The 12,776-nt window shown below is 67.2% G+C and carries 11 protein-coding genes; 3 read left to right on the top strand and 8 right to left on the bottom strand.

Annotation, left to right across the window (positions count from 1 at the left end; translation table 11 throughout):
* From G578_RS29875 to G578_RS0110480, 7 genes are all read right to left on the bottom strand, one after another.
* Nucleotides 1–2,822, bottom strand: a 2,822-nt coding sequence (locus tag G578_RS29875; RefSeq protein ID WP_038013979.1) for a DUF4347 domain-containing protein, incomplete at its 3' end; no start/stop codon positions are given.
* Between the two features lie 341 nt (nucleotides 2,823–3,163).
* A complete protein-coding gene (locus G578_RS28365) occupies nucleotides 3,164–4,258 on the bottom strand; it encodes a helix-turn-helix domain-containing protein (RefSeq protein WP_156907266.1) in 1,095 nt (364 codons plus the stop codon).
* A gap of 385 nt (nucleotides 4,259–4,643) precedes the next feature.
* Nucleotides 4,644–5,741: an NAD(P)/FAD-dependent oxidoreductase gene (locus G578_RS0110500; RefSeq protein ID WP_028794196.1), complete on the bottom strand. Its 1,098-nt coding sequence runs from the start codon at nucleotides 5,739–5,741 to the stop codon at nucleotides 4,644–4,646.
* A gap of 31 nt (nucleotides 5,742–5,772) precedes the next feature.
* Nucleotides 5,773–6,846, bottom strand: a complete 1,074-nt coding sequence (locus G578_RS0110495) for an ABC transporter ATP-binding protein (RefSeq protein ID WP_028794195.1) — start codon at nucleotides 6,844–6,846, stop codon at nucleotides 5,773–5,775.
* A gap of 69 nt (nucleotides 6,847–6,915) precedes the next feature.
* On the bottom strand, nucleotides 6,916–8,070 hold the full coding sequence (locus tag G578_RS0110490; protein ID WP_245565592.1) for an extracellular solute-binding protein: 1,155 nt from the start codon (nucleotides 8,068–8,070) through the stop codon (nucleotides 6,916–6,918).
* Between the two features lie 40 nt (nucleotides 8,071–8,110).
* The gene (locus tag G578_RS0110485) at nucleotides 8,111–8,914 is read right to left on the bottom strand and encodes an ABC transporter permease (protein WP_211228886.1); all 804 of its coding nucleotides are present in this window, start codon (nucleotides 8,912–8,914) and stop codon (nucleotides 8,111–8,113) included.
* A complete protein-coding gene (locus tag G578_RS0110480; protein WP_028794192.1) occupies nucleotides 8,914–9,780 on the bottom strand; it encodes an ABC transporter permease in 867 nt (288 codons plus the stop codon). The genes G578_RS0110485 and G578_RS0110480 overlap by 1 nt, the downstream gene beginning before the upstream one ends.
* Before the next feature lie 94 nt (nucleotides 9,781–9,874).
* On the opposite strand from G578_RS0110480, the gene G578_RS0110475 reads away from it, so the two are divergent.
* Nucleotides 9,875–10,843 carry a LysR family transcriptional regulator gene (locus G578_RS0110475; RefSeq protein ID WP_028794191.1) on the top strand — a complete coding sequence of 323 codons (969 nt, stop codon included), beginning with the start codon at nucleotides 9,875–9,877 and terminating at the stop codon, nucleotides 10,841–10,843.
* Between the two features lie 23 nt (nucleotides 10,844–10,866).
* On the opposite strand, the gene G578_RS0110470 is transcribed toward G578_RS0110475, so the two are convergent.
* Nucleotides 10,867–11,445, bottom strand: coding sequence for a TetR/AcrR family transcriptional regulator (locus tag G578_RS0110470; protein ID WP_028794190.1), 579 nt, complete (start codon nucleotides 11,443–11,445; stop codon nucleotides 10,867–10,869).
* Between the two features lie 194 nt (nucleotides 11,446–11,639).
* Between G578_RS0110470 and G578_RS0110465 the strand changes: the two genes are divergently transcribed.
* Together G578_RS0110465 and G578_RS0110460 are read left to right on the top strand one after the other, a co-directional pair.
* The gene (locus tag G578_RS0110465; protein ID WP_028794189.1) at nucleotides 11,640–12,188 is read left to right on the top strand and encodes a carboxymuconolactone decarboxylase family protein; all 549 of its coding nucleotides are present in this window, start codon (nucleotides 11,640–11,642) and stop codon (nucleotides 12,186–12,188) included.
* A gap of 109 nt (nucleotides 12,189–12,297) precedes the next feature.
* Nucleotides 12,298–12,762, top strand: a complete 465-nt coding sequence (locus G578_RS0110460) for a nuclear transport factor 2 family protein (protein WP_028794188.1) — start codon at nucleotides 12,298–12,300, stop codon at nucleotides 12,760–12,762.
* The last annotated feature ends 14 nt before the right edge of the window (nucleotides 12,763–12,776 follow it).

Below are 12,776 nucleotides of genomic sequence, written 5' to 3'. Positions count from 1 at the left end.
ACGGCCGTGACGGTGATGGCGACCGACTGGGCGGTGCTGGTGTTGGTGCCGTCGCTGGCGGTGACCTCGATGTCGTAGATGTTGTCGGTGCCGCTATCGGTCGGGGTCTCGAAGTCGGGCGCGGTCTTGAAGGTGACCGCGCCGGTATTGGCGTCGATGTCGAACAGCGCCGCATCGGCGCCGCCGGAGATCGCGTAGGTCAGGCTCGCCCCGGCATCCGGGTCGGAGCCGGTCGCGGTGTAGACTGTGCCGGTCGCGTTCTCCGCCACGCTGGCCGTGCCGCCGGAGGTGACGCTCGGCGTGTCGTTGATCGAGGTGGAGACGACGGTCGTCGTCGCACTGCTGGCGGTCGTGGTGCCGTCATTCACCGTGATGGTGAAGGTGGTCGTCTCGGTCGATCCGGGGGCGACGCGGTTCTCGGCGGGATCGAAAACCAGTTGGCGGATCGCCGCCTGGGCGCTCGCCGGGTCGGTCGCCGTCAGGCCATAGACCCCGGCGGAGGTTTCCGTGAACCCGGAGGCGGTCAGCGAGGCGGCGGTGAAGGCGCCCTTGCCCGCGGTGTCGAGCTGAATGCTGACACTGACGGTGTCGCCGTCCGCATCCGCCAGGGTGACGGCGGAGAACGGCGTGATCGTCGCCGTGTCATCGACCGTCTGGCCGGCGGCGGCGCCGCCGATGGCCGGCGCGGTGTTGGCCGATCCGAGCGTGATATAGGTGTTGCCGCCGCTCTCGGTGACCGAGGCGATGCCCAGCGCGGACAGGTCGCCACCGGTCGCGAAGGTGGTCTCCACCGCGCTGAAATCGGTCGCGTCGGTGTCGACCTCGATGTTCGAGCCGTTGATCCGCACGTTCGCGGCGGTCAGCCCGGTGACGCCGGTCAGCTCGATGGTCTGGCCGCTGGCCAGCTCGGGGATCGAGAAGCTGCCGTTGCCGCTGAGGGCGAAGTTCTCGAAGCCGCTGACCGTGGCGCCGGACAGGTTCGCCCCGGCGCTCATCACAAGCGTGTCGTCCCCGGCCCCACCGGCGAGGGAGCCGGTCACCTCGTAGGTTCCCACATTGACGGTGTCGGCGCCGGTCCCGCCGGTGACGCTCTGGCCGGCGGTCCCCAGGGTGAAGGCGTTGCCGCCGTCCGCCAGGGTATAGGCCTCGACCGTGGCGCTGCCGGTGACGGTCCCGGCATCGGCGAGGACGACCGTGTCGCTTCCCGTGCTGCCCTGGAGATTCGCGGCAGAGAGATCGTTGTGCTGCGCCACCGTCATGGTGACCGAGCCGGAGAAGCTCAGGTTTCCCGCGGTGGTCGCCGCGCCGCCGTTCACCCCGCTGATGTCGGCGCCGTCCGTGGCGGTTATTTTGTCGCCGGAGTCCAGAACGTAGGTCCCGGTCGCCGTCAGCCCGCCGACCTGGACCGTATCGTTATGGCCCTCGCTGGTGACATTGGTCGCCGCCTGGACGTTCAACGTCACGGCGTGACTGCCGATGTCGTCCGTCAGCACGTAGGTCTCGACCTCGGCATGGGCGGCTACCGGGGTCGAATTACCGACGACCAGGGAGACGGTGTTGGTACCCGGCGCCGAGTTGACCAAGTCATGGTATGAATCGAACATAGTAACGCTGGCGCCGTCGCCGAGCGTCAGGTTCTCGATGTTGTTTATCATGCCGGTCTGGGCGGCCGACACCAGACTGATGGTTCCGTTCAACACCAAGGTGTCGTTCCCGGCCCCGCCGTCGATTTTCGCAGGCTGTTCGGGTGACAGGTCTGAGAGAACGAACGTGTTGTCGCCACTGCTGCCCGTGACCTTCTGACTCGCGAAACCAAGCGTGAAGGTGCCGCTATAATTTTCCGAAAGAACGTAGGCCTCGATGACGGACGAACCGGTCACCGCCTCGGTGCCGGCACCGAGCGTGATGGTCTGCTGGATGGCCGCACCGGGCCTCAGCCCGGCATCTCCAATGGTGAAGGCGTTGTGCTGTGCGGCGCTGACCGTCGCGGAAGCGACGGCCGCAAAGGGGTTGGAGTTCTTGACCAGGAGCGTCTCGAAGGACGTCACGGTGGCGCCGCTGATATCCACGCCGCCATCGAGCTGTAGCGTGTCGGTACCGCCGCCGCCGTCGATGGTGGAGCCGGAAATAAAGGTCGGGTCCGAGATGTACAGCGTGTCGTCGCCGTCGGCGAAGATCGAGCCGCTGGTGAGGTTGGTCCCGTCGGTGGTGTCGAAGCCGGCGCCGGTCACAGTGTCGGACACCAGGACGTGGGGATAGCTCTCGAGGCGTCGCGGGTCGAACGGCAGGAAGGCGGCATCGAAGCTCTGCCACCCGGCACCGGGGCCGAGCAGTTCGGACGCACCCTCCACCCGGGCGGCCAATGCGTGGGACAGCGTATCGACGAAGGTCGCCCCCACCTCGCCGACGCAGACCGAGCAGGCGTACAGCCCGATCGCCGCCTCGTCGGACAGCGCTGCGCGGATCACCGTCAGCAGGTCTTGCGACGCCCGCAGGGTCTCGGTGTCGACCATCCGGCCGGCGAGCCGCAGCGCACCCGGCGCGCCGTGACAGAGGATATGCAGCCCGTCGATCCCCCGGGCACCGGCGAGCGCCACCGCGATCTGGCGCAGCGGGTCGCGATGGCGCTTCAGCCGGACGATTGTCACCGGGCGGACGAGGCCGTCCAGCAGGATGCGCGGATCGCGAATGTCGGGATCGAGGAACAGGAATTCGCGGGGCCGGGCAGGCACGGCGGCCCGGTCGCCCGATCGCCGGGGCTCGGCGGTCCCGTGATCCCGCACAAGCGGACCGCGGAACGAGAGCGCTGCGTCGCCGGTCATGCGGCCCGGACCTCCGCGCCACGCCTGTCGCCGGCAAGGCGGACCGATACCGGGTCGCTTCCGGAGCGTTTGTCCAAAGACGTCATGTCCAGGCCTCCCCCGCGAGAACCGCATCGGGGAGGACCTGGTGCGCTCGACATGACCGACTCCCGGTCCACCCCCGGGAGAACCTTGCCGCCTTCGGCGCAAATCAACTTTTCAGGGAGTCCCAGAAATCTTTCGATTGCGTCCCAATCGCGTCGAAATCCGCGCAACGGGAATCGCCGGGCCGGATCGTTTCGATCTGCCCCGGTCGTGCTCTATCTTATTGCCTTTGAACAAAGTCGCCGACCATATCGGCTCTAGGACGATCCGAGCTGACGGCTCCACAGACGCATCTGTTCGGGGATGCTCAGCCCGGTGCCGTCGGGCGGACGCCATGCCGTGCCATCTTGCGTGAACTGGTCGCCGGCCGCCTCGCGAACCTCGCTCGGCGACATGCCGAAGTGGCTGCGGAACAGAACGCTCAGGTGGCTCGGGTTGCTGAAGCCGTAATCGAGCGCGATGTCGAAGATCCGGCGCGTCCGGTTGCGCGGCTCGCTGAGCGCGCGGAAGCAGGCCATCAGCCGCCGTCTCTGGATGTATCCCCGCACCCCGCCCAGCTCCTCGAACATCCGGAACAGCGACGTTCGGGACAGGCCGAATTCGGCGCAGAGGCTGTCGGCGCCGAGGTCGAAATCGCCGAGCCGCTGGTCGATATGCCGCTGCACGGCCATCAGAACCCCGCGGCTGGCCTCGGCCGAGGAGGTGTCCTCCTTCGACAGCAGCGATGCCATGAGGCCGATCGCGGCGTCGGTCAACACGGGCGCATCCGCCCTCGACGCGTCCGGCAGATGCCGACGCAGCGAGATCAGGAAGTCGGCGAATACCTTGCCGGCCGCCGCACCCGGCGCAAACAGCGGGCCGCGCACATCCCGCAGAACCGGCAAGTGCTCCTCGATCACCTCCGGCGGGACGACCAGGGTCAGGATGTGGCTGTCGGTGAGAACCGCGTCCAGCTCAAAGCACATGTTCGCGGCGACAATGCCGTTCGGGACGGTCCTGTACTCCCGCCCACCATGCAGGGAGGCGCCGCCGCCGGTGATGAACGCCTGGACCAGCACATGGCCGACGTCGTTGCGGCGGATCCACCCGGCATCGCGGCGCGACCGCTGGTGAATCATGCGGGTCTCCGCGAACAGCAACCGCCCCATGTGATACTGATGGATGAACGGCAGCTCGGGCATCCGGGAGACGTCGCGCAAGGGTGTCGAGTCGACATACGGCTCCACCGCCTGCCGCAGGCGCGCGAAGTGCTCCACTGGCGTTACTTCGCCCGGCACAATCGAGAACCTAGGAATTCCCTGGTCAGCCATAGAACCTTCGGTTTGATTTGACCCGGCGGTTCCAGATGTCACGCCGGATGGCCTATCAGCAACTCCGACGCGCGATGCTGTCGTCGCATGCGGACATTTCACGGCAGCTCATTCTGAAGATCATGAATGAGATTTCCACTATGAACTCCCGCGCCTGGACAGGATTTTACGAAACTTGCCCCAAAAGAATAATAGGTAAAGTCACCGAGCCGTGGAACCGGTCAACCCGGGTGCCATGCTCACAGGCTGCCATGGGCAGCGCCCCGCGCTCTGCGCCGGCGGCAAGGATTGGAGGGCGGCGAGCCTGCGTCAGGTCAAACGGCTGTCCGGCACTCCGGCCCGAATCGGCGGCGCGCATCGATGACGCGCATCGACGGCAGTGGCGCGGAAGAGCGGCCCGTCGGGATCCTGGGCCAACCTTAGAAACCTAGGAGAAGCGGCCCGGCGAGAGGGCGTCGACGACCCCCGTGGCGAGGCTCGTCGGGCCGCCGAGGATCAGTTCCGACGCCAGCGTCGACAGGGCCGGCGCGGTCTGGACGCCGTAGCCGCCCTGCCCCGCCAGCCAGAAGAACCCGTCGGCGGCCGGGTCCATGCCGACCACCGGGCTTCGGTCGGGAGCGAAGGTCCGCAGCCCCGCCCAACTGGTCTCCACCCGGGTGACCGTGTAGTCGACGGCGCGCTCGAACCGGTCCAGACCTTCGGCCAGCACCATGTCGTCGGCCCAGGCGTCATGCGGTTCCACCGGGTCCTCGTCGGCCGGGCTGACCAGCAGCTTGCCGGCCTCCGGCTTGGCGTACCAGGCCTCGGTCGCCGGGGCGAAGAGCGGCCAGCGGGAGATGTCATGCGCCTCCGGAGCGGGCAGGATCGCGGCCGAGCGGCGCAGCGGGGCGAGCGGAACCTCGGTGGCGCCGGCCATCTGCCCTATGACACCCGCCCAGGCGCCGGCGGCGTTGATGACGATGGCGGAAGAATAGGTCCCGCGATCGGAGGTGACGGTCCAGTGGCCGGACTCGCGGCGGATCTCGCGCACCGTCACGTCGGTCTCCACGACACCGCCGCGCCGGCGCAGCAGCCGGGCATAGCCAGACAGCATCCGGTCCACGTCGATATCCTGGGCGTCCCATTCGATCGCCGCCTTGACGATCGCCTCGGCCCGCAGGATCGGCACCAGTTCCTGGGCCTGTCGGCCGGTCAGGATCTCCATGCCGGTCGATCCCTCGACATAGGCCGTCAGATCCGCCAGTTCCTCCTCGCCCGCCACCAGCATCTCGCCGCGTGGGCTGAGCAGGCTCGCGTCGCTGACCTGCTCGGGCGCTTCCAGGAACGGGGCCGAGGCCAGGTTCAGCGCCCGCAGGGTCGCGTTGCCGTAATTGCGGATCAGGATCGCCGCCGAGCGGCCGGTGGCGTGGTAGCCGATGCGGGACTCGCCCTCCAGAACCAGGACGGAGAGGTCGCGGGCCAGGCAGGCGCCGGCGGTGATGCCGGCGATCCCTCCGCCAACGATGATGACATCGGCCGTGGTCATGAGACGATCCACTTGGGTCGGTGAGAGGGTGTCAGCCCGGCAGCGCCGCGCAGTCCTGCGACCGGAACGCGATCTTGACCGCGCTGCCTTCCGGGAACGGACGTTCGTTGATCATGTTGATCGCCTGGAAGGACCGGTCGCCGGCCCGCACGAAATAGCGCACGGTCTGGCCCTGGTAGTCGACGGTCTCCACAGTCGCGTCGGCGGCGATCATCCCGGTGATGTCGGCGCGCGCGTCCATCAGGGTCAGCTTCTCCGCCCGCAGCACCAGCTTGGCCGGTCCGTCGGAGACGCCGGCCGCCTTGTCCTGCGGCACCGGTACCGTGCCGAACAGCGGAACCTCCAGCGTTGCCGTCTCCGCCCCGCGCTCCCGGCAAACGCCGTCCAGGATGTTGGACGCGCCGAGGAAGTTGGCGACGAACTCGCTGCGCGGCCGGTTGTAGACCTCCTCCGGCGTGCCGACCTGCTCGATCCGCCCGCCGCTCATCACCACGATGCGGTCGGACATGGCCAGCGCCTCGGACTGGTCGTGGGTGACGAAGACGGTGGTCACGCCGATCTGGTGCTGGATGCGCTTCAGCTCCACGCGCATGTCCTCGCGCAGATTGGCGTCCAGGGCCGACAGCGGCTCGTCGAGCAGAAGCACGTCCGGCTCGATGACGATGGCGCGGGCCAGCGCGATGCGCTGCTGCTGGCCGCCGGACAGCTCCTTGGGATAGCGCCCGCCCACATGGGGGAGCTGGACCAGGTTCAGGGCCTCCTCGACCCGGCGGGCGATCTCGTCCTTCGAGACATTCCGGTACTTCAGGCCGAAGGCGACGTTGTCGGCCACCGTCTTGTGCGGGAACAGCGCGTAGTTCTGGAACACGATGCCCAGGTTGCGCTTGTGGATCGGGACGTCGTTGACCCGCTTGCCGCCGATCAGGATCTCGCCCTCGCTCGGGTCGAGCAGGCCGGCGATCATCCGCAGGGTCGTCGTCTTGCCGCAGCCCGACGGGCCGAGCAGGGTGACGAAATCCCCCTCCTGGATCTCCAGGTCGGACGGATGGACGGCGGTGTAGCTGCCGAACCGCTTGACGATGTTCTTGAGGACTACCGAGCTCACCTGGACACTCCCGCCCGTTCACTGGATGCGTGAGGCCCCCTCCGGCAGCTACCGGAGGGGGCTGTCGTCTTAGTAGCCCTTCTGGACCCGGCCGAAGGTCTTGGACCAGTCGGCCTCGTTGCTGTTCCAGTACTGCGGATCGGCGAAGGTCAGGCCGGCAAGCTTGCCGGTCGGATCGAAGGCCGGCAGGGTCGGGATCTTGTCGCCGAGATCGACCTTCTGCGGATCCAGCGCCGGCGGGTAGTTCTGGCCCTCGGCCACGGCGATCGAGGTCTCCGGCGCCAGCATGAAGTTCAGCAGCTCCTCGCAGGGCTCCATCGGCGAGCCCTTGATGACGAACAGGCATTCCTGCCAGCCGTAGCCGTTCGGCGGGTCCATGTAGCCGATGTCGTGGCCCTGCTCCTGCAGCGCGTAGATCCGGCCGGACCAGCCCTCGGTGACGTAGATCTCCTCCTCGGCCAGCAGGCTCATCAGCTCCGCGCCCGAGCCCCAGTACTTCAGGGACAGGTCGCGATGGGCGCGGATGGCGTCCCAGATCGCGTCCATGTCGCTCGCGTTGTTCGGGTCCTGGCCGGTCTGCAGGGCGCCGAACCAGATCCGCGTGCGCCAGTCGCCCCAGCCGGAGATCTTGTCCTTCAGGCGCTCGTCGATGAGGATCTTGGCCCCCTTCTCCTTCATCTCGTCGTCGGAGATGTGCTTGCGGTTATAGGCGATGCCCGTGGTGCCGTAGTCGTAGGGCACGCAGGACAGCTTGCCGTCCGTCACCGCCCGGAACACGTCGACCAGCTTGGGGATGACGTATTTCAGGTTCGGGATGTTGGCCTCGTTCAGTTCCGAGGACAGGCCGAGATTGTGGTAGCGGGCATAGTCGAACACGCCGGACAGATGGGCGATGTTGTACTCGCCGGTCTGACTGGCCTTCACGCGGGACAGATACTCGTCGCCGCCGCCGAAGGTGCCGTCGACCACCTCGATGCCGGTCTGCTTGGTGTAGGGATCGAAGGCGTACTCGCGGAACGCCTCGGAGACCACGCCGCCCCAGCCGTCGAACCGGACCTGGCTGACATTGGCGGCAAGGGCATGCCGGGCGAACGGCGTGTGGACGCCGTAGGCGAGACCGGCGGCGCCGATCAGTCCAAGGAAGCCGCGACGATCCAGGTCGCCGTTCATGTAGCGCTCGCGCAGCCGCTCCAGGCGGGTGGTGGTGTCCATCTTGTCGGTCATGAAACTCTCCTGTTTGCGTCTTGGTGTTCCAAAATCGGTGTCAGCCCCCGCTGCGTTGGGCGAGGCGCCGGGCCACCGCCACTCCCAGCAGCGGCAGGCCGACGGTCATGACGATCATCACCGTGCCGAGCGCGTTGATCTCCGGAGAGATCGAGTTGCGGAGCATGGCGAAGATCTGGGTGGGGATGGTCTCGACCCCACCGGGCTTCCAGAACAGGGTGCCGGTGATGTCGTCGAAGCTGATGGTGAAGGCGAACAGGGCGCCCGCCAGCACCGCCGGCAGCATCAGCGGCAGGGTGATCTGGAAGAAGGTCTGGACCGGGTTGGCGCCCAGGCTCAGGGCGGCTTCCTCGACCTCGCGCTTGATGCCGACCAGACGGGCCTGCACCACGAGAATCACGAAGGGCAGCGTGAAGATGACGTGGCCGAAGAGCAGCAGCGCGAAGCTCTTGTGGATGCCGAGGAAGTTGAGGAACAGCAGCAGCGCAACCGCCAGCACCACCTCCGGCACCAGGATCGGCGCGATCAGCAGGGTGGAGATCGCGTTGGCGCCCGGCACCCGGTAGCGCACCAGGGCGAGGCTGGCGAGCACGCCCAGCGTGGTGGAGATGATCGAGGTCAGCAGGCCGAGCACGATGGAGGTCTCGAACGCTCGCAGGATCGCCTCGTTCTCCGCCAGTTCGACGAACCAGCGGAACGACAGGCCGGTCATCGGGAAGCTGCCGAACTGGCTGGCGTTGAAGCTCAGCAGCACCACCACCGCCACCGGCAGGAACATGAAGACATAGACCAGCAGCGCCCAGCCGCGGATCAGATGCCACCCCAGGCCGCTCGCGCTCCGCATCACCCGAGCCCCTTCATGAGCTGGGCCATGCCCAGGTAGCGGTTGTAGATCGCCACCAGCAGGCCGAGCACGGCCAGCAGCATCAGGCTGAGGGCCGAGCCCAGCGGCCAGTTGAGCTGGGTGATGATGGCCTCGAAGACCAGGTTGGCGAACATGGCGTCGCTCGGCCCGCCCAGGACCAGCGGCGTGATGTAGGTGCCCGCGCCGAGCACGAAGCAGAGCAGCCCGCCGGCGGCGAGACCGGGCAGCGACAGCGGCAGGGTGACCTGCAGGAACGCCTCCCACCGGTTGGCGCCGAGCGAGGTCGCCGCCTCCTCCAGCGTCTGATCGATGCCGTCGAGGCTGACATAGACGTTGAGGATCATGAACGGCAGCAGGAAGTGGACCAGGCCGAGGATCACCGTCGGCTCGTTGTAGAGCATCTGGATCGGCTCGGAGATCAGACCGGTCCACATCAGCGCGGTGTTGAGCGCGCCGGACACCCCGAGGATGTTGATCCAGCTCATCGTGCGGATGATGTAGCTGATCCAGAACGGCAGCATGAGCAGCAGCAGCAGGATCGCCTTGTTGCCGCGCGACCGGGCGATGAAATACGCCGCCGGATAACCCATCAGCGCGCAGACCAGGGTGGTGATCGCCGCGATCCGCAGGGTCGAGAGCAGGATGTCGCGGTAGAACCGGTCGGTGAGCGCTTCCTGCCAGTTGTCGAGGAAGAAGCCGACCTGATCGGCGCCAGAGGCCGTCCGCAGCCAGAAGCTGTAGACCACGATGAAGATAAGCGGCACGAACAGCAGCAGCCCCACCGCGGTCAGGGCCGGCGACAGAAGGATCCAGGGCTGGCGGGCTTCGCGCGCTTCAACCGACATGCGTCAGCCTTCGTTGCTGTGAGCACGGAAAGCTTGCGAAGTCCTTAACCATAGTTCAAATAGATATGACGTATTCTGATTATCGATGAAATCTATGCTCGACATCGACAGGCACCATCAACCGGAGCGGATCGCCCGCGAGCTCGACTGGAACCTGCTGCGCACCTTCGTGGTGCTGGCGGAGAGCCGGTCGGTGACCGAGGCCGCCCAACGGCTCAGCCTGAAGCAGCCGTCCGTCTCCACCGCCCTGAAGAAGCTGGAGGACCGGCTCGGCCGCCGGCTGATCGACCGGTCGCCCGGACATTACGCCCTGACCGACGCGGGGCAGCTGCTCTATCAGGCGGCGCTGGAGATCCACGGCTCTGTGCTGCGGCTGTCGACCCTGATGCGCGAGATCACCGACGAGATCCGCGGCCATGTCACGATCGCCGTGGCGAGCCATGTGGTCTGTCCGCTGTTCGACCGGGTGCTGGCCGAGTTCCACCGGGCCAATCCGGGGGTCAGCCTGTCGATGGATGTGCTGTCCAGCGCCGACGCCGTCGCCGAGGTGATGGCCAAGCGCGCCTCCTTCGCGATCTGCCTGGTGCGCGAACCTAATCCGCAGCTCGAGTACGAGCAGCTCTACCGCGAGTTCTTCGGCCTGTTCTGCGGGCCGTATCACAGCCTGTTCGGCCGCACCGACCTGACCCTGGCCGATCTCGCCGGCCACAACACGGTCAGCTTCGAGACCGACCGGCTGCACGACGCCCTGAAGCCGGTCACGCTGATGCGGGCCCAGGCCGAGCTCGGCCAGCGGATCACCGGCATGTCGAGCAACCTGGAGGAGGTCACGCGGATGATCTACACCGGCATCGGCATCGGGCCGCTGCCGGTGCACGTGGCCGCCCGCGACGTGGCCGACGGGCGGCTGTGGCAGGTTCCGCCCTACGATCCGCTGCCGGCGATCGACGTCTATCTGGTCTGGAACCGGAAGACGGCGAAGAACCGGGCTGAGGAGATGCTGCTCGCCGCCCTGCGCGACGCGATCGCCACGACGCCGCTCGAGGACCGCACCTACCGGTAGGCCCGTGCCATCATGCTGGAGACTTACGCCGCCAGCGCCGCGTCGATGATGCCCTGCGCCATGGCCTTGGCGGTCTTCGCGGCGTCGGGGATGCCGCGGACCTGGGCGGTGACGATGGCGCCTTCCTTCAGCAGGGCGAGCTGTTCCGCCAGGGCGTGTGGATCGCGGGCGCCCGCGTCGGCGCAGAGCTTCGCCAGGTAGTCGACGATCAGCCGCTTGTGCTCACAGGACGACCGGTGGGCCGGGTGATCGGCATCGGCGAACTCGCCGGCGGCGTTGATGAAGACGCAGCCGGAAAAGCCCATTCCCTTGAAGGCGCGCCCCTCGAACCACTCCTCCAGCGCGTCGAACATGGCGAGCAGCCGCTCGCGCGGGTCGGCGGAGGCCCGCTCCATCTCGCCCATCAACCAGTTGCGGAACTGCTCGTCGCGCCGGTGCAGCGCCGCCAGGATCAGCTCGTCCTTCGAGCGGAAGTGCTTGTAGAGGGTCATCTTCGCCACCCCGGCCTCGGCCAGGACCTTGTCGATCCCGGTGGCGTGGAAACCCTGGGCATAGAACAGGCGCAGGGCGGTATCGACGAGCTCGTCGCGGCGGGACTTCACGGGAATCGCTCCTTGTCTCGGGCGTCCATCAATGATGCAGACAGGTCTGTATATAATTCACATCGACGTGATGGGAAGCGGAATCGGAAAAATTCGCAGATGCCTGAGAAAATCGGGCCTTGATAATAGACAGACCTGTCTGTATATATTCGATCACCGCAACGGCGCATCGACGCCCATCAAGGAGATCCGACATGACCCGTATCCCGCTTCCCGCCTCGATCGACGACGCCCCCGCCGCCTCCCAGCCGCTGCTGGAAGGGGTGAAGAAGATGCTCGGCAGCGTTCCGAACCTGTTCCGCCTGACCGCCAACAGCCCGGCGGCGCTGGAGGGCTATCTCGGCTTGAACGGTGCACTGGCCAAGGGCGCGCTGAAGCCGCAGACGCGCGAGCGGATCGCGCTGGCCGTGGCCCAGATCAACGGCTGCGACTACTGCCTGTCGGCCCACACCTATCTGGGCAAGAACCTGGCCAAGCTGGACGACGCCGAGATCGCGGCGAACCGGGCCGGCGCCTCCAACGATCCGACGGCCGACGCCGCCGTCCGCTTCGCGGTGAAGCTGGTGCAGCAGCGCGGCAAGGTGAGCGAGTCCGATGTCTCCGCGGTCCGGATGGCCGGCTACGGCGATGCCGAGATCGTCGAGATCGTCGCCCATGTCGCGCTGAACACGCTGACCAACTACGTCAATGAGGCGTTCGGCACGCCGATCGACTTCCCCGCGGTCCGCGCGAGCGCCGCCTGATCCCCGGCCATGCCGCGGGCCGCCCCTCCCCTCGCGCCCGCGGCATGCCTTCCCATCCGGCGAAACAAGGACCGGCGAAACAAGGACCGGCGCAACAAGGAGACGACCGATGAGCCGACCACCCCTGCCGCCCTTCGACGCGGAGACCGCCGCGCTCAAGGTGCGCAAGGCCGAGGACGCCTGGAACGGGCGGTCGCCCGAGCAGGTATCGCTGGCCTACACCCCCGACAGCCAGTGGCGGAACCGTGCGGAGATCTTCAGCGGACGTGACCGGATCGTCGCGTTCCTGACCCGGAAATGGGCCCGGGAGCACGACTATCGGCTGATCAAGGAGCTCTGGGCCTACACCGGCGACCGCATCGCCGTCCGCTTCGCCTACGAGTACCGCGACGACAGCGGGTCCTGGTTCCGCGCCTATGGCAACGAGAACTGGGAGTTCGCGTCCGACGGCCTGATGCGGCGGCGTGTCGCCTCGATCAACGACCTCCCGATCGCTGAAGACCAGCGGCTGTTCCGCTGGCCCCAGGGCCCGCGCCCGCAGGATCACCCCGGCCTCTCTGCCCTCGGCCTGTAGCGGGCGTCTCTGGC

Source organism: Thalassobaculum salexigens DSM 19539 (genome assembly GCF_000423805.1).
Taxonomy (GTDB): Bacteria; Pseudomonadota; Alphaproteobacteria; order Thalassobaculales; family Thalassobaculaceae; genus Thalassobaculum; species Thalassobaculum litoreum.
Note: the sequence above shows the minus strand (reverse complement) of the source record. Positions and strands in the feature narration are given on the sequence as shown.